General features: G+C 63.0%; 14 protein-coding genes and 1 pseudogene. 5 read left to right on the top strand and 10 right to left on the bottom strand.

Annotated features, from left to right (window positions below; translation table 11 throughout):
• Positions 1–2: 2 nt before the first annotated feature.
• Entirely contained in the window at positions 3–338 is a 336-nt protein-coding gene (locus GZH91_RS16270) for a YraN family protein (protein ID WP_147071038.1), read from the bottom strand.
• A gap of 91 nt (positions 339–429) precedes the next feature.
• Here GZH91_RS16270 and rsmI point away from each other — a divergent pair, with 91 nt between their 5' ends.
• The 3 genes from rsmI (at position 430) to GZH91_RS16255 (ending at position 3,068) form a co-directional block, all read left to right on the top strand.
• Positions 430–1,263, top strand: a complete 834-nt coding sequence (gene rsmI, locus GZH91_RS16265) for a 16S rRNA (cytidine(1402)-2'-O)-methyltransferase (protein WP_307723871.1) — start codon at positions 430–432, stop codon at positions 1,261–1,263.
• 88 nt (positions 1,264–1,351) lie between these two features.
• The gene (gene pyrC / locus GZH91_RS16260) at positions 1,352–2,434 is read left to right on the top strand and encodes a dihydroorotase (RefSeq protein WP_147070859.1); all 1,083 of its coding nucleotides are present in this window, start codon (positions 1,352–1,354) and stop codon (positions 2,432–2,434) included.
• Positions 2,435–2,564: 130 nt separating this feature from the next.
• Positions 2,565–3,068: a hypothetical protein gene (locus GZH91_RS16255; protein WP_147070857.1), complete on the top strand. Its 504-nt coding sequence runs from the start codon at positions 2,565–2,567 to the stop codon at positions 3,066–3,068.
• Here the strand turns inward: GZH91_RS16255 and GZH91_RS16250 are convergent.
• Positions 3,051–3,506, bottom strand: a complete 456-nt coding sequence (locus tag GZH91_RS16250; RefSeq protein WP_147070855.1) for a hypothetical protein — start codon at positions 3,504–3,506, stop codon at positions 3,051–3,053. The two genes, GZH91_RS16255 and GZH91_RS16250, sit on opposite strands and share 18 nt — an antisense overlap.
• A 190-nt stretch (positions 3,507–3,696) precedes the next feature.
• On the opposite strand from GZH91_RS16250, the gene GZH91_RS16245 reads away from it, so the two are divergent.
• The gene (locus GZH91_RS16245; protein ID WP_147070853.1) at positions 3,697–5,085 is read left to right on the top strand and encodes a cytochrome ubiquinol oxidase subunit I; all 1,389 of its coding nucleotides are present in this window, start codon (positions 3,697–3,699) and stop codon (positions 5,083–5,085) included.
• A 45-nt stretch (positions 5,086–5,130) separates the two neighbouring features.
• A complete protein-coding gene (locus tag GZH91_RS16240) occupies positions 5,131–6,168 on the top strand; it encodes a cytochrome d ubiquinol oxidase subunit II (RefSeq protein ID WP_147070851.1) in 1,038 nt (345 codons plus the stop codon).
• On the opposite strand, the gene GZH91_RS16235 is transcribed toward GZH91_RS16240, so the two are convergent.
• The 8 genes and pseudogenes from GZH91_RS16235 to GZH91_RS18200 all read right to left on the bottom strand — a co-directional run bounded on the left by GZH91_RS16235 (position 6,123) and on the right by GZH91_RS18200 (position 16,432).
• Positions 6,123–9,251: an efflux RND transporter permease subunit gene (locus GZH91_RS16235; protein ID WP_147070849.1), complete on the bottom strand. Its 3,129-nt coding sequence runs from the start codon at positions 9,249–9,251 to the stop codon at positions 6,123–6,125. The genes GZH91_RS16240 and GZH91_RS16235 overlap by 46 nt on opposite strands.
• Positions 9,252–9,444: 193 nt before the next feature.
• A complete protein-coding gene (locus GZH91_RS16230) occupies positions 9,445–10,497 on the bottom strand; it encodes an efflux RND transporter periplasmic adaptor subunit (protein WP_147070848.1) in 1,053 nt (350 codons plus the stop codon).
• The gene (locus GZH91_RS16225; RefSeq protein WP_161984306.1) at positions 10,494–11,936 is read right to left on the bottom strand and encodes a TolC family protein; all 1,443 of its coding nucleotides are present in this window, start codon (positions 11,934–11,936) and stop codon (positions 10,494–10,496) included. Before GZH91_RS16225 ends, GZH91_RS16230 begins: the two co-directional genes overlap by 4 nt.
• Before the next feature lie 110 nt (positions 11,937–12,046).
• Positions 12,047–13,183, bottom strand: a complete 1,137-nt coding sequence (locus GZH91_RS16220; protein WP_147070844.1) for an MFS transporter — start codon at positions 13,181–13,183, stop codon at positions 12,047–12,049.
• A 2-nt stretch (positions 13,184–13,185) separates the two neighbouring features.
• Positions 13,186–14,736, bottom strand: a complete 1,551-nt coding sequence (locus GZH91_RS16215) for a GMC oxidoreductase (protein ID WP_147070842.1) — start codon at positions 14,734–14,736, stop codon at positions 13,186–13,188.
• The gene (locus tag GZH91_RS16210) at positions 14,726–15,511 is read right to left on the bottom strand and encodes a glucose 1-dehydrogenase (RefSeq protein WP_147071036.1); all 786 of its coding nucleotides are present in this window, start codon (positions 15,509–15,511) and stop codon (positions 14,726–14,728) included. Before GZH91_RS16210 ends, GZH91_RS16215 begins: the two co-directional genes overlap by 11 nt.
• A 290-nt stretch (positions 15,512–15,801) precedes the next feature.
• Positions 15,802–16,311 (bottom strand): annotated as a pseudogene (locus tag GZH91_RS16205) (IS110 family RNA-guided transposase); the annotation flags it as partial.
• Positions 16,280–16,432, bottom strand: a complete 153-nt coding sequence (locus GZH91_RS18200) for a hypothetical protein (RefSeq protein WP_161984229.1) — start codon at positions 16,430–16,432, stop codon at positions 16,280–16,282. The pseudogene GZH91_RS16205 and the gene GZH91_RS18200, both read right to left, overlap by 32 nt.
• Between the last annotated feature and the right edge of the window lie 161 nt (positions 16,433–16,593).

The following is a 16,593-nucleotide window of genomic DNA, read 5'->3' as shown; positions in this document are numbered from 1 at the left end:
CGCTATGCACCGAAGGCGTTTGGTATCCATTCGATCTCGTCGCCGTCAAACAACAGCGCGTCAAACCGGCACGGCGGGGGTTTTCCAAGCTGGCCCAGATAGTGCTGCGCGGCAGCAATGAGTTTGTGCTGCTTGCGCATATCAATGCTGGCGGCCGCGCCGCCAAACGCGCGCGAGCGGCGGCTGCGCACTTCCACGAATACCAGCGTGGCGCCGGCACGCATGATCAAATCGATTTCGCCAAAACGGCAGCGATAGTTTTTTTCCACCAGTTGCAGCCCGTGCCGGGCCAGATACAGCGCGGCAGCCTGTTCGGCCTGCGGGCCGCTGGCGCGCATCAGGATTTGCTCCGGCTGGCCGTGCCAGCGACAATAGCGGGATTGGTTCGCGGCGGCGGTAAACATGCATACATGCGGGACATTATATGTGGTGGCAACGCCCATCGGAAATCTGGGCGACATCACCCAGCGCGCGCTGGAGGTGTTGCGGTCGACTGACCTGGTCGCTGCGGAAGATACCCGCCACAGCGGTCAGCTGCTCACCCGGCTGGGCATCCAGGCGCGTTTTGTCGCGCTGCACGAGCATAACGAGCAGCAGGTCGGCGCGCGCCTGGTGGCGGACATGCGGGCCGGGAAGAATGTGGCGCTGGTGACGGATGCGGGCACCCCGGCCATTAGTGACCCCGGCACCTGGCTGGTGGCGGCGGCGCACGCAGCGGGGATTACGGTGGTGCCGGTGCCGGGCGCGAGCGCGGTGGTGTGCGCGCTATCGGCGGCCGGGGTGGATGCGCCGCACTGGCTGTTTTATGGATTTCTTCCCGCCAGATCCTCGGCGCGGCGCCATGCCCTGGCTGCGCTCGCCAGCCTGCCCTATGTGCTGGTGTTCTACGAAGCCCCGCATCGCATCCTCGACTGTGTGACGGATCTGGCTGAAACCCTGGGCGGCACGCGGCGGGTGACCCTGGCGCGCGAGCTGACCAAGCTGTTCGAATCCATCCACAGCCTGCCGCTGGGCGAGGCACAGGACTGGCTGGAAGCCGACCCCAACCGGCAAAAAGGCGAATTCGTGCTGATTGTAGAAGGCGCGCCCGCCGCCGATGCGGATGAGGACGCAGTACGCCTGCGCGACGCGCTGGCCGTGCTGCTGGAAGAACTGCCGGTGAAACAGGCGGCGCAACTCGCCGCCAAACTCACCGGCCTGAAGAAAAATGCAGCTTACGAACTGGCTTTGCAGATGCGTGATGCCTCGGCAGGCCACCAATGAAAAACCTGAAACCCAGGCCGCAGAGCGATGCTTTTCTCTGCGTACTCCGTGCCCGGCTAATGCGCCTTCGACAGGAATGAATACACCCATGGACACAATTACACTTGCCCGGCCTGACGACTGGCACCTGCACCTGCGCGATGGTGCCGCCATGCAATCGGTGTTGCCCGACACCGCACGGCGCTTTGCCCGTGCCATTGTCATGCCCAACCTCAAGCCGCCGGTGCGCAGCGTGGAAGATGCGCGCGCCTACCGTGAGCGCATCCTGGCGGCCTTGCCTGCCGGTTCGAATTTCCAGCCGCTGATGACACTCTACCTCACCGACAACACCGATCCTGGCGAGATTGCCCGCGCCCAGGCCAGCGGCTTTGTGCACGCGGTGAAATACTATCCGGCGGGGGCGACCACCAACTCGGATCTGGGCGTGACCGATCTGGCCAACTGCGGCGCGGTATTCGCCGAGATGGAGCAACACGGTGTGCCGCTATTGCTGCATGGCGAGGTTACCGACCCGGCAGTGGACGTGTTCGACCGCGAGGCCGTGTTCATCGAGCGCCATCTGATCCCGCTGCACAAAAAATTCCCCGCGCTGAAGATCGTGCTCGAACACCTCACCACCCAACAGGGCGTCGATTTTGTGCAGGCCGCGCCAGCCAATATTGCCGCGACCATCACGGCGCATCATCTGCTGTACAACCGCAACGCCCTGTTCCAGGGCGGTATGCGCCCGCATTATTTCTGCCTGCCCGTGCTGAAGCGCGAAGCGCATCGCCAGGCATTGATTGACGCCGCCACCAGCGGCAACGCAAGATTCTTTCTCGGCACCGACAGCGCACCACACCCGGTTGGCGCCAAAGAAACCGCCTGCGGCTGCGCCGGTATCTATACCGCCCATGCCGCCATCGAACTCTACGCCGAAGCGTTTGAAACGGCGCGCGCGCTGGACAAGCTGGAAGCCTTCGCCAGCCATTTTGGCGCGGATTTCTACGGCTTGCCGCGCAACAGCGAGCGCATCACTCTGAAGCGCGAAGCCTGGGCCGTGCCTGATGCACTACCCATGGGTGAGACAATGCTGGTGCCGCTCAGGGCAGGGGAATCGGTGGCATGGCGGATGGTCAACGAAGCGGGATCAGTCCCTGGCCCGGGGTGCCTGGATGTGGCAGTTAACTGACAGCCTGCCACGCCGGGAGCTGGACAGGCTTTGATGATAGTATGCTTTGAAAGGGAATGAATTAGGACGTAAGCGTTGCATTGTTTCGACAAACTGTAAAAAGTTAAGTTGACAGTCATGAGGAAGCTTCATGTTTACATTGACGATTAGTTTGGACTCCCTGGCTTTATACATTGTTGCGGCTGATATCCTTATCCTGCTTTCATATGTGCTGTATCTCTTTCACAGGAAAAGACAGCTTAATAAGGCGATGGATGCGATAACGGATTTCATAACAGGGTACTTCAATAATAGCGGAGCAGAGACACGGGTGACTTGTTTTAAGCTGGACGCTAACAATCACTTCGTTACCCTAATAGAATCTGAGCCATTAAAGCGGTTCCGTTACTCCATCATTTTAGAAAATAACCTGATATCCCATATTTTCAAAACCACAGGCATAGTAATTGAAAAAATTTACTGGCGGTTTCCAATTAAACCTTCCCCGGAAATAATTGCAACACCTGATGGAAATAATTTAGCGGATGATGATTCATATTTTTCAGATGCGTATGCCCTGGCTAAGGCACAAGGCGAGTACCAGGTCTCTGAAGTGCCATGGGATCAGTATGAAAACTCAACAGTAGAAAAATGAACTATTCGTTGCACAAAATCCCGGATACCCCGTGCTGCCACACCACATTTCGACCCTGCCGATACCAGTCCGTAAGGCGTGGGGTGCCGTTAATGCAAAACGGTTAATGGCCGATGCCTGCGTCCGGACATTTTTTAATGATACGGCGCTCATAATTCCATCGTAATTGATTGATGCGCAATGAAATGGCTGATTCCGCGTCCGTATCGCCCCGCCCATAAGTAGCGACAGGATTGCGCGTGATGCGTATGCCTTAAAGGCGGCCAGGGGCTGGCAGCGCCCACCGGCACCTTGCAGGCCGCCGGCAAGCATGCCGACGATGGGCAGATTGTTCATGCCGAAGCCGGATTTCTGTAGCTCCTTCACCCCTTGCTCCGCTTGTTGACGGGTGTCGAAAGTGGCGACGGCGGCGCACTGGTTTGCTTGCATGGTTTCCAAGATTGCGTTCCTTTCTGTGTGCAGCAACTCTGGAACGGATGAGCTGATCAGCGGGGAATATGCCCCACGGCCGGGCGCGGTCCGCGGGGTGGGGGCCAATGTGTGGCCGGCTTGTGGATGGAAATCAGGGTTTGCAATTGGGTCTGTGGCTGACTATAAAGAACATTCTGATTTGCCAGTCAATCCCCTCATGTCAGCCACGCTCGTTACCGACTTGTCTCGTGCCCAGTTTGCTTTGACCGCCCTGTTTCATATTCTGTGGCCGGTTCTCACCATCGGGCTGTCGTTTTTTCTGGTGGTGATAGAAGCGCTCTGGCTCAAAACCGGCGATGTTGACTACTATCGGCATGCGCGTTTCTGGGCAAAACTGTTTGTTCTCAATTTCAGCGTGGGGGTAGTAACCGGCCTGCCGCTGGAATTTGAATTCGGCACCAACTGGGCGGGGTTTTCACGCTTTGCCGGAGATTTTTTCGGCGCGGCGCTGGGTTTTGAAGGTGCCATGGCATTCATGCTGGAGGCGGGTTTCCTCGGCATCATGCTGCTGGGCTGGAAACGCGTGCCGCGTGCCGTGCATTTCTTTGCCACGCTGATGGTGGCGGTGGGCGCCAGCTTGTCGGCGCTGTGGATAGTCATGGCGAATTCCTGGATGCAGACCCCGGCGGGCGGATCGGTGGTGAACGGACGCTTTGTGGTTACCGATTTCTGGGCTGCCATGTTCAATCCGGATATGGTTTGGGGCGTGAGCCACATGTGGGTGGCCGCGCTGGAAACCAGCTGCTTCGTGGTGGGTGGCGTGTCCGCCTGGTATGTCCTGAAAAACCGCAATCCGGCGTTTTTCATGAAAAGCTTCAAGATGGCGCTGCTGGCGGCAGTGCTGATTGCCCCCTTGCAAATTTATCTGGGCGATGGTTCCGGAAAGTCCGTATTTAATTACCAGCCAGCCAAGGGCGCGGCGATTGAAGGCCACTGGCACACCAATCCGGTTGGCCGGGGCGCGTCGTGGGCGGTTGCCGCCTGGCCCGACGCAGAAAAAGGCGCCAATGACTGGGCGATTGAAATCCCCAATGTGTTGAGCCTGTTGGCAACCAGCACCTGGGACGGCCAGGTGAAAGGTCTGCTCGACATTACCCCGCAGGATCGGCCGCCCGCACTGCCGCTGTTGTTTTACAGCTTCCGCCTGATGGTGGCGATCGGCCTGTATTTCTTTGCGCTGATGGCGGTGAGCCTGTGGCACGCATGGCGCGGTGGCTGGCAGGAGGCGGCCTGGCAGTCACGCCCGTGGCTGCTCAAAGGCTGGCTGTGGGCGGTGCCGCTGGGCTATGTTGCGGTGGAAATGGGCTGGATCGTGCGCGAGGTCGGGCGTCAGCCATGGCTGATCTACGGCGTGCTGCGCACCAGCGAGGGGGCGTCGCAGCTACCCGCATCCAGCGTCGTGTTCAGCATGGCCGGATACACATTGATCTATATCGTGCTGGCGATTGCATTCTTTATCTTTGCCAGACGCTGGTTGCGTAAGGGCCCGGAGCTGACGCTGGAACCGCCGCTGCGGGCGGTCGCCTGGCGGGATCGGCGCATCTGATCGAAGGGTTTTCCTGCGGTGTAATCATTCAAGGACGAACGCTGTATGGACGTGCAAAGTTTCCTGGTGGCATTCTGGATTGGCGTAGCCGGGCTGTCGCTGTTGCTGTATGTGGTTCTGGACGGATTTGATCTGGGGGTGGGCATCCTGTCGCTGGTGGCATGCGATGAAGACCGCCGCGGCCTGATGATGGCGAGTCTCTCCAGCGTGTGGGATGCCAATGAAACCTGGCTGGTGCTGTTGGGCGGGGTGCTGTTCGGGGCGTTTCCGCCGGTATACGCAGCATTGATGCAGGGCCTGTATATCCCGGTCACGGTGATGCTGTTTGCGCTGATCATGCGCGGCGTGGCGTTCGAATTTAGCCATGCCAGCGGGCGCAAGTGGCTGTGGAACCTGACCTTTGGCCTGGGCAGCCTGGGTGCGGCAAGCAGCCAGGGGATGATACTGGGAGCGCTGATTCAGGGCTGGCCGACGTTGGCGGGTAACTATGTGGGCAGCGGCTGGCACTGGTTTACCCCATTCAGTCTGCTGACCGCGTTGGGCGTGGTGCTGGGTTATGCGCTGATGGGGACCGGCTGGCTGATTCTCAAATCCACCGGCGAGATGCAGGATCGCGCCTACCGGCGCGGTTTTTTGCTGTTGCTGGGAACGCTGGCGACGGGTGTGCTGGTGCTGGCGTTGACGCCGTTGCACAACGCCCATATTGCCAGCCGCTGGACCGGAAGCGCGGCGCTGCCTTATGCGCTGGCAGGAGGGGTAGCCATTTTCGCAGCGCTGCTGACCATGTGGGCCTATCTCAAGCGGTATGAATACTGGCCGTTTTTTGGCACGCTGCTGCTGTTTGTGGCGTCGTTCATCGGCCTGGTCGCGAGCCTGTATCCCTACGCCATCATCCCCGCATTGACCTGGAGCGCCGGCGCCGCTTCCTCCGGTACGCAGCTGTTCATGCTGGTCGGCATCCTGCCGCTGATACCGATCATGCTGTTCTACAACGGCTATCAGTATCTGGTGTTCAGCGGCAAGGTGGATGGGGCGGCTTACGGCGACGATGAGGCCGAAGCGGCTTCCGGCGCATCCCGCTGAGCGGGACGCCCGAAGCGCCCATAGCGCAGCGCGAGGGTCGGCAGGACAAGCAGGTTGAGCAGCGTGGAGGTGATCAGCCCGCCCAGGATGACGGCGGCCATCGGGCCTTCGATCTCGTTGCCGGGCGCGCCGCTGGTCAGCGCCAGCGGCAGCAGTCCCAGGGCGGTGACCAGCGCTGTCATCAGGATCGGCGACAGACGCTCCGCAGCGCCGCGGATCGCCGCTGCCTTGTCCCATGGCACGCCTTCCACCTCGACCAGATGGCGGTAGTGGGAGATCAGCATGATGGCATTGCGCAGGGTAATGCCGAACAGCGTGACGAAGCCCACCAGCGAGCCGATGGACAGCACCCCGCCGGTGACGAGTACCATCGCCACACCGCCGGCCAGCGCGAAGGGCAGGTTGGCAAACACCAGGATGGCCGAGCGCACCCCGCCCAGCGCCATGTACAACAGCAGTGCCACGCCCGCCGCGGCCAGTGCCGAATGCAGCAGCAGATCCTGTTGCGCGCGGGCCTGCTCAGGCGCATCGCCGGCAAACACCAGGTAAGTGCCGCGCGGCAGGGTGACCTGGGCAGCGATGCGTTTTTTCACCGCGTTGACGAAACTCGACAGCGCGCGCCCCTTGACCTCCGCAGTCACTACCTGCAGGCGTTGCGCGTCGTCGTGCAGGATCAGATAGCGCCCGTCGGTCTGGGTGATGTCCGCCACGTCGCGGAGTTGCACCATGCGACCGTCCGGCGTTTTCAAGGGCAGCTCTCCCACCTGTGCCGGGCTTTGCCGCAGGCGTGGCGCCAGCACCACCGCCACATCGAATACGCGGTTACCCTCGTACACCTCGCCTACCAGCCTGCCGGCGTAGGCAGTTTCGACCGTGCTCAGGGCGTCTACCGGGGCGATGCCGAGCCGCGACAGGGCACCATCGTGCAGGTGGATGACCAGTTGCGGGCTGCCTGTCGGTGCCTGCACCTGCACTGCGCCGGCGCCTGCAACGCCACGTATCGCAGCGGCGATTTCCTCGGCCTTGCGGTCAAGGACGTCGAGGTCGTTGCCATAGACATTCACCACCAGCGGTGCGGTATAACCCGAAATTGTTTCATGGATGCGCTCGGTGAGGAAGGTATTGACCGAGAAGCTCGCTCCCACGAAGTGCACAACGGCGCTGCGGATAGCGTTCAACACGCGCTGTTGTCCGGCGCCCGAGAGCGGGGCCAGGTCCACCTCGAACTCGCTCGAAAATGCCCCCGCCGGATCCGACACCTGGGTTGCCCGCCCCGCGCGCTGGGCCACCGAACGTATCCCCGGAATTCGGCTGAGCGCCCCGCTAACGCGCTGCCCCAGCGCGAGTGACTGGGGCAGCGAAGTGCCGGGCGCCATTTTCATGTGGACGATGAAATGCCCCTCGCGCAGCGTCGGCAGAAAGCTGCCTTGCATGAATGGCAGCACGGCCAATGCCGTACCGCACAGCAACACCACGACCAGAATTGCTGCGCCCGCGCGCCGATCGATATCGGCAAGCAGACGGGTGTAGCGCGCCTTGAGCCATTTACCCAGGGGCGGTTCATCTGCCTCGGCTGCACGCCGCGCCAGCAACGCGCAGGCAAGCGCCGGGGTAAGCGTCAGCGCCACCACCAGCGAGGCCATGATGGCCGCGATATAGGCGAGCGCCAGCGGGCCGAACAAGCTGCCGGCGACGCCGGACAGCGTCAATACCGGCACGAACACCAGCGCCACGATGAAGGTGGCGTAGATCACCGCGCCGCGCACCTCGAGCGAGGCATTCAACACCACCTGCGCTGCACCCAGCGGAGCGGCCAGCAGCCGGTTTTCGCGCAGGCGCCGGAAAATGTTCTCCACATCGACAATGGCGTCGTCCACCACCTCGCCGATGGCGATGGCGAGTCCGCCCAGCGTCATGGTATTGAGGCCGATGCCGAAGTGATTGAGCACGATCACCGCAGTCAGCAGCGAAAGCGGGATCGCGCTGGCCGAAATGACCGCGGCGCGCACGTTGAACAGGAACAGGAACAGCACGACCAGCACCAGCGCGGCGCCGATCAGCAGCGCCGTGCGCAGGTGGCTGATCGCGGTTTCGATGAAGTTGGCCGGGCGGAACAGGTCGGGATGCAGGGTCACGCCTTCGGCAGCAAGGGCCGGTTTAAGCTGCGCGAGGCGCTGTTCCAGCGCCCGGGTCACGGCCAGGGTATTCGCGCCGTACTGTTCCTCGACCACCAGCATCACCCCCGGCTGTCCCTCGATCGAGGCCGCGCCCACTGCGGGGGCGGGTGCCACCGTGACATTCGCCACGTCCGCCAGGCGCAGCGTGGCGCCGCCCTGATTGCGCAGTACCACCGCACCCAGCGCCGCGGCGGAGAGGGGCTGCCCGGTGGTTTCCAGCGTGATGCGCTGGTTGTTGTTTTCGATAAGGCCGGCGCCGCGCACTGCCGTTGCCCGCTTTGCTGCGTTGACCACGTCCTGGATAGCCAGGCCGTAACGCACCAGTCTGGCGGGAGCGATCTGGATCTGCAACTGCTTCACCTCGCCGCCGAACACGGAGATGCCTGCCACCCCGCCCACCGCAAGCAGCTGTGGTTTGACGCTCCAGTCGGCGAGGGTGCGCAGTTCCATCAGGGAGCGCGACTTCGAGGTCAGACCGAGGCTCAGCACCACGCTGGTGGAGGAAGCCAGCGGCAGCAAAGCCGGTGCCTTCACGCCCCGGGGAAGCGTGCCGGCAGTGCCGCCCATTTGCTCTGCCACGACCTGCCTGTCCCGGTAGATATCGGTGTCCGGAGCGAAGGTCAGGGTGATCATGGACAGGCCCTGAAACGACCTGGAGCGTAGGGTCTTGATGCCGGTCAGGCCGGCCAGACGGTTCTCCAGGGGCTGGGTGACAAGCACTTCCACCTGGGCGGGAGATAAGCCCGGCGCTTCGGTCTGCACCTGCACCTGGGGCGGCGCGAATTCCGGAAATACATCCAGCCGCGCATGGCTGAGGGCGAACAGGCCATACCCCGCCAGCAGCATTGCCAGGGCGATGACGACGCCGCGAAAACGGATGGCAAAGCGAACGACGGGGGTCAGCATGCGGGAATGTCCTTTCAGCCTAAAACGGCTATTGAGCCACGAGGGTCACGGGGAAAATAATGAAGGCAAAAGGCAAAAATCAAGCCGGGGGGATGCCCTGGATTTTGCCTTCCGGTTCCCGTGACCCTCGTGATTAAGGCTTGTCCATCTTGAAACCAGCCTGGATGTTTCATAACGTGCGCGTTCTCGGCTGCTAGCCGTCGTCATCGCCGCCACCGCCCGGGCTGCCCGCTTGCGGTTTCGGCTGGAATTCCTGCGAGAACAGCAGGGCTGCGCCCTTTACCGCAACGCGCTCGCCGCCGTGCCACCCGCGCGCAACAAACCAGCCGCCGGGTGCGGGCGTATCGACGGCAATTTCGCGCCGGGTGAAATGCGTGTCGTCGTTCCGCACATAGACCCACGGCCGGTTGGCGTACCAGACTACAGCCGAGTTCGGGATCGTTACGCCTTCGAGAGATGGGCCGGCGGGCAGAAATGCCTCGATGCGCATGCCAGTGCGCAATCCCGCGCGCGGCGCCTGGTAGAAATAAGTCGGGCTCTGGATGACCGGGTCGGCCAGCGGCGAAGGCGATACGAGGCGCGCAGTGATCTCGCCGCCGCCGGTTCCGGGCAGGCCGATGCGGATCGTAGGCGGCGGCAAAGCCGTCGGCCCGCGCTGCGGCAGCGCCACCGACAGTAAAGCCTGCTGTCCGGAATTGAGCGCCTCCAGTTGCGGTGAGCGTGCGGCGAGTGCCCAGCCCGTCAGCACATCGCCCCAGCGGCTGCGTGCCGTGTCACGGGCAGCCAACAATGCTGCCCGTGCCGATTGCCGATGCGCGCGGTCTGCTTGCCAGGTGGCGCGTGCCGTCTCCGTCACTTTGTCCGACACGGTGTGATCCTGGCCATTGAGCAGAGCCAGGCGCCGATATTCGCGTTCCGAGGCCGCGGCCTGGGCGCGCGCCGCATCGGTCTGCAGTTGCGCCGAGCGCAATTGCCCGCGCAACTGCAGCAGCGGTCCCGGGTCCAGTACGCTGGCGTAGGCGCTGGTCTGCGGCTGGAAACGCGTTATGGGCAGCACCTGCGCCTCGATGCCGCTCGCCGTCATCTGCTCGGGGCTGATCGCTACCGTACCTGCGCCCGTCGTGGCCGTTTGCGGATTACCCGCCGGGGTCATGGGGAGGGTAGGCGTACTGCGTATCCAAATGACTGCGCCGGTAACCATCGCTGCAGCGATGATGCCCGCGAGGATATTGCGCTTGTGCTTCATGGCCGGGATCCTTGGTTGGCAGACGCGTCGCGCCGGGGGTCAGGCAGGGCGCTGGCGCTTATTCCGGCCGCGCCGTCCAGCGGGCGTTCGACTGCGTCTTCGAGCGCGCCCAATGCCCGCTGTGCCTGTATCGATGCGGTCAGGCGGGTATTTTCTGCGGCCAGGGCTTGCAGCCGCGCTTCGCCCAGCGCGCTGCGATCGGTGTAGCCCGACATGAATTGACGCTGCGCGGACTGCACGCGTGACTGTTGCGTAGCGGCCAGGGACTGTGCGGCGTCCAGTGCCACGAGCGCCGCGCGGTAGCCTGCAAGCGAGCGCTCAGTCTGAGCTATGCCCCGGGCTTGCAGGGCGATGAACCGGGCCGCGGCCAGCTCGCGTTGCGCCTTGGCCTGCGCGATCTGGCCTTGGTTCTGGTTGAACAGCGGCAGCGTCAGGCTGATCCCCAGCGACCATTTGTTCGCACCCTGGTCCCACTTGTAGCCGGGGCCGATTTGCAGATCGGGGTATTGCCGGGCAATTTCGAGCTGCAGCGCGGACTGGCTCGCCGCATACTGGGCGAGCGCCGCCAGCAGGTCGGCGCGATTGGTCAGTGCTGCGCGGCGCACCGCCGGTGCAGGGATTTGCGCTGCAGAAAGCGGACGGTTGAGGGCATCGAAAGAAAGATTCACGGTGCTGAGGGCCGCCACCGGCACCCCCACTGCTGCGGCCAGTGCCACCCGGGCTGCAGCGGCGCGGCCACGCGCCATGTTCAATTGCAGGTGCGTATCGGCCAGTGCTGCCTGCGCAGCATCCACCTCGCCGCGCGCCGCCTCGCCGGCCGCGAGGCGGCGCTGCATGGCATGCAGCAGGTTTTCGCGCAGGTTCAGCGTTTGTTTGAGGATGGCTGCTTCGCGAAATGCAGCATCATAGTCAAGCATGCGGTTGCGCACATGGCTTCTCACCTGCCAGGCCACTTCGGCAAGATGGAAGCGTGCGGCATCGCGCTGATAGGCTGCCTGTGTCTCCCGATAGCCGCGCCGTCCGGCAGTTTCGATCGGGAAATTCAGTATCCAGCCCAAAATCCAGGGCGACATCCCGGCGACCGCATCGGCATTATAGGCCGGTGTGAAATTCAGGCTCGGATTGGGCCGTTGCCGGGAAACCTGAACCCCCGCTTCAGCCACATTCTGCTGCGCACGCGCCACCCCCAGATCGGGATGGTAGTACAGCGCCGCCAGCGTCAGCATGTCGAAATCCCAGGTGGAGGGTGGCCCGACCGGCAAGGTGCCAGGCAGATGTGCCTGCACATAGTTTTTGAGGCCGAGGCCGGTAAGGGAGCGGGCTTCGAAGCGCGCGGCGCTGGCTTGCGGTGACAGCGGTCGAGGCGCGTAGCTCGCGCACCCGGCGAGCGCACTCACCAGCAGGAATAAAGGTGCTGCGGTGCGGCTGAAGCGGGGCATTGGCATCATCCTGAGTACGGCAATATGTCGATGTCCATGGCTGAATGTTGCGCCATGAAAACTTACTTTATTCTTAACGGCGTTGTTGTTTTTATCAGCGGACAACCCGTTCAGCGCGTTTTTGCCCGCGAGAGCCGCCAGCCCAGCACAAACAGCGGCACCGCCAACAAGGCCGAAAACAGATAAATCCGCTCCAGCGGGACCAGGCTTTGCAAAGGCCCGAGCGCAAACGAGCCGATGCCCTCACCGGCCATCAGCGCTGCCACCATCAGGCCGGCCATGCGCGTCTGCTGCCCGGTGCAAGCCGCCAGGCCATATGACATGGAAAACGGGAAATAGACGCTGCATGCTGCCCCGGCTGCGGCAAACATGCCTGCCAGCGCCCAGGCGCTGGAGAGAAAGGGCAGGGCGGCGAAGCAGGCACCCATGCCGAGCGGGGCGGCCAGATAAAACAGGCGCTGCGCTACGACGTGCTCCGGCACCAGTGCCAGCAGGACGCGAAACAGCGTCATGCTGCCCCAGAACACGGAGAGCGCCAGTGCCCCGTAATGCGCCGGCAGCGCCTTGTTCACGCTGATGTAAATATTGGCCCAACTGCCAAAGATGCCCTCGCAGATGGCATAGATGAATACGGCCAGGGCAAACAGCAGCATGGAGGCTTGCCAGCGCGGGGATTCACCCTGCCCGGGCGCGCCCGCCGGTAGCGGCAGAATCAGCACCAGCCCGAATCCTGCTGCCAGCATGAGCGGCCATGCGCCCCAGCTGGTCCGGGCAGCGATGCCATGCAGGATGAGCGGGGAGAGTGCGGTGGCGCCGCCGATGCCGGCGTTGAGCAGGGTGACGGCGGTAGTGGCGGTGCGGGGAAACAGCAGGGCGGCATAATGGTTGATGGCGACCAGCGTCAACCCGAATCCCACGCCCAGAAACAGCGTTTCCAGCAGCAGCAAGCCATGCGCCAGCGTGCCGCTACTATAGGCTGCGCCGGCCAGCAGGAGCAGGGCGAGCACGTTGGCCGCAACGCCGGCGCGGAACAGGCCGGCGCTGCCGATGCGTTTGTGCAGCGCGCCGGCCGCAAGCGCGCCGAAAATGGCGCCCAGCGTCTGCGGCAGGAACAGCACGCCATAGGCGCTGCTGGACAGACGGTAAGGCGGGGCGGCCAGAATAGTGCCGAGCGCCGGAATCAGGACGAAGGCGCAACCTTGCAGGAAGCCTGCTGTATAGACTGCGACGGCGCTGAGTTTGGCCATTTTCAACCTGTACGCCAATCACCCTGGGCGAAACGCTGGCGCAGATGCGCGCCGACGCGCAGCGCGTTGGCCATGATGGTCAGCGATGGGTTGACGGCGGCGATGGAGGGCATGAACGACGCATCCACCACGTACAGGTTGTCCAGTTCATGTGCCTTGCAATTGGGGTCGAGCACGCTTTGGCCGGGGTCGGTGCCGAAACGCGCCGTGCCCACCTGGTGGGCCACCGCCTCGATGCCCATGCGCTGGGTGAAGACGAAGGGGTAGCCAAGCTGTTTCAGGATGCTTTTCCAGCGCCCGACCAGGCGCCGATGGGCGGCCGCGTTGGTAGGCTGATAGTGCAGCCGGATGGTGCCGTCGGCATCCAGGGAAACCCGGTTGTGCGGGCGCGGCATGTCCTCCGTGGTCAGCCACCAGTCCAGCGAATGTCGCGCCGCCCACTGCGCCAGCGGCCAGGGCAAGGCCGGGCGCTGGGCCTTGAGGATGGCGGGGGTGACCTTGCCGAGATTTTGAATATGGCCGAGCGGGTAGGGGAAATCCGCGCTGCCCGCATCATTGTAGAAATCGTTGATGGCGATGGTCTTCTGAAACACGGTCGGGTTGCGGCGGCGCGGATCGATGGCAATGCAGGCGCTGTTGAGGTGGCACATGTAGTTGCGCCCGAGCTGGTCGCTGCCATTCGCCAGCCCGTGCGGGTGCTGGGTATTGGCCGAAGCCAGTAACAGTGCTGCCGAGTTGACGGCACCGGCGGCGACGACGATGACGCGGGCGCGGTAGCGTCGCGCACCCTGCGGGCCTTGCGCCTCCACACACTCCACGCGGGCGCCATCGGCGCTGGTGAGGAGCCGTTGTACCCGGGTGCCAGGCAGGAGATGAACGTTAGCGTGCTGCAGGGCGGGACGCACGCCACAGGTTTCCGCATCGCCCTTGGCGTGCACCAGGCACGGGAAGCCGTCGCAGCTGTCGCAGCGTATGCATGGGCTCTGCTGCGGATGGGCTGCGTCGCGATCCAGCGCCAACGGCAGCGGAAAGGGATGCAGCCCGAGCGCTTCCAGCTGGCGCGCGACTCCGGCAATGTAAGGTTCATGGGTGAACGGCGGCCATGGGTAGGCGCCGCGCGGCGCCTCGGTGGGATCGGCACCGGCCAGGCCATGGGCGTAGTACCAGCGCTCTGCTTCATCGTAGTAAGGACTCAGGTCTGCATAGCCAATCGGCCAGTGCAGGGTGCTGCCGTCCACGTGGCGGCGCGCAACGAAATCCTCGGCGCGGCGGCGCAGCACGGCTGCCCCGTAGAGTTTGGTGTTGCCCCCCACGTGGTAGCCGGTGACGGGTTGAAACGGGCGCCCCGCGCCATCGCGCCAGTACTCCCGGGTATGATAGCGGTGGGCGTGAAACACCGCTTCCGCCTGCCAGTTGGCTTTTTCCCTGGGCAGATAATCCCCCCGTTCCAGCACCAGGATGGAAATGCCGCCGGCTGCCAGCACGCGTGCCAGCGTGCCGCCTCCGGCACCGCTGCCGATGATGATCAGGTCGGCATCCAGTTCATCCGCCATGGCGGAATTCCGGGTAGATCAGCATGCCGCCGTCCACTGCGATGCTGGTGCCGGTGATGTAGCCGGCCAGGTCGCTGGCCAGGAAAGCCGCGACCTGGCCGATTTCGTCCGGCTCGCCCAGCCGGCCCATGGCGATTTTCTGATCCAGGTCGGCCAGCCCTTGCGGGTCTTGCCAGACGCCGGCGTTGATCGGGGTGCGGATGGCGCCGGGGGCGATGGCCAGCACGCGTACGCCGCTCGCAGCCACTTCCTGGGCGAGGGTTTTGGTGAACATGGACAGCCCCGCCTTGGCGCTGGTGTAGGCGCTGTAGCCCGACCAGGGGATGAATTCGTGCACCGAGGTGATGTTGATAATTACCCCGCGTTTCTGCGGCAGCATCCATTGCAGCGCCTGGCGCGCGCAGTAGTAAGGGCCGTGCAGGTCCACCGCGATGACGCGCGTCCACTGGCCGGGATCGCTGTCCGCACAATTGGCCGAGCCGCCGTCCATGCCGGCGTTGTTGACCAGAATATCCAGTCCGCCGAATGCCGCGCCGACTTCCGTGAAAAGTCGTGATACCTCTTCGATCACGGAAATGTCGGCCTGAAACGCCTGCGCCGCGCCGCCTTGCTGGACGATGCGCGCCACCACCGCAGCAGCGGCGGCACGCTCCTTGCGATAGTGAATCGCCACCCGGGCGCCCGCGCTGGATAAGGCCATCGCGATGGCTTCACCGAGGCCGGAACTGGAACCGGTGACCAGCGCCCGGCGCCCGCTCAAATCAATAGTCAGCATGATGGGTCTATATGGACGCTTCCCGATTGCCAAGGGTTTTTGCTGTGTTTTGGTAAACAAGACAAGACTGCAGTTCTATATCCGGCCTTGTTGCAGGCTATTTCCCTGCGGGCCCCGATGGAATTCGCTGACTTGCCCCTCATTCTCCTGGCGGACTATTGATGTCCAGCTCATCATTCAGGTTTAGCAAGCCACGGTCTGACCTGTTTGCCATCACACACAATTACCTATCGCAACCTTTCAGCATTCACTCCTGTGTTCGTTATTCTTTGACTGCCCAGTGCATGGCCCTATGCTGGCCTGATGCTGACCCAGTCGCCCTGGTACGCCCGGTCATGGGCCAGCATCGCCCAGATCATTCGCGCCATCTTGTTGGCCAGCGCGACCACCACCACATTGGATGGCCTGCGCTTGCCTAATTCGTCAACCCACGCCCCAGGTTGCTTGGCGTGTACCAATACCGAGCGGGCGCCGTGGATGAGCAGGGTTCGCAAATAGGTGTCACCACGCTTGCTGATGCCCAGTAGCCTCGTCTTCCCGCCCGTGCCGGTTTGCCCAGGCACCAAGCCCACCCAAGCCGCAAACTCACGGCCTGACTTGAAGGCTTTGGCATCGCCCATCGTGGCCACCGCAGCGGTGGCGGTCAACAGGCCCACACCGGGAATGTCAGCAATGGCGCGGGCCGCCTTGTCCACCTTTAACCAGCTTTTAAGCTTGAGCTCAATTCCCGCGATTTGCATATCCAGCTCCGTAATGCGCTGCCACTGATCACGCAGGGCTTCGATCACGATGCCTGGCAAAATGCTCCAGAAACTTCTCGCGTTTGAGCTGCAAACTCACGATCTCTCCCGTCTCAATATCAACCCAATGCAGTTGAAATACCCGTTTTGCAATATCAATGCCGACTACGCCATGCTTCATGATGGATCCTCGGGTTTGCCTGTGAAGAACTTCATGTTCCTCCCGATTTGGCACTTAGATGCCGTCGGCCCATGAGGATCCACCTTCGCCCCACCCTACGCCACCTCAGTAGCCCGTCGCCGGGGGCAAGCGTCCATACCATTCTCCTGTCATTCTGGAAA

This window comes from Sulfuriferula plumbiphila (assembly GCF_009938015.1).
Classification (GTDB): Bacteria; Pseudomonadota; Gammaproteobacteria; order Burkholderiales; family Sulfuriferulaceae; genus Sulfuriferula; species Sulfuriferula plumbiphila.
This window is presented reverse-complemented; position numbering and strand designations above follow the sequence as displayed.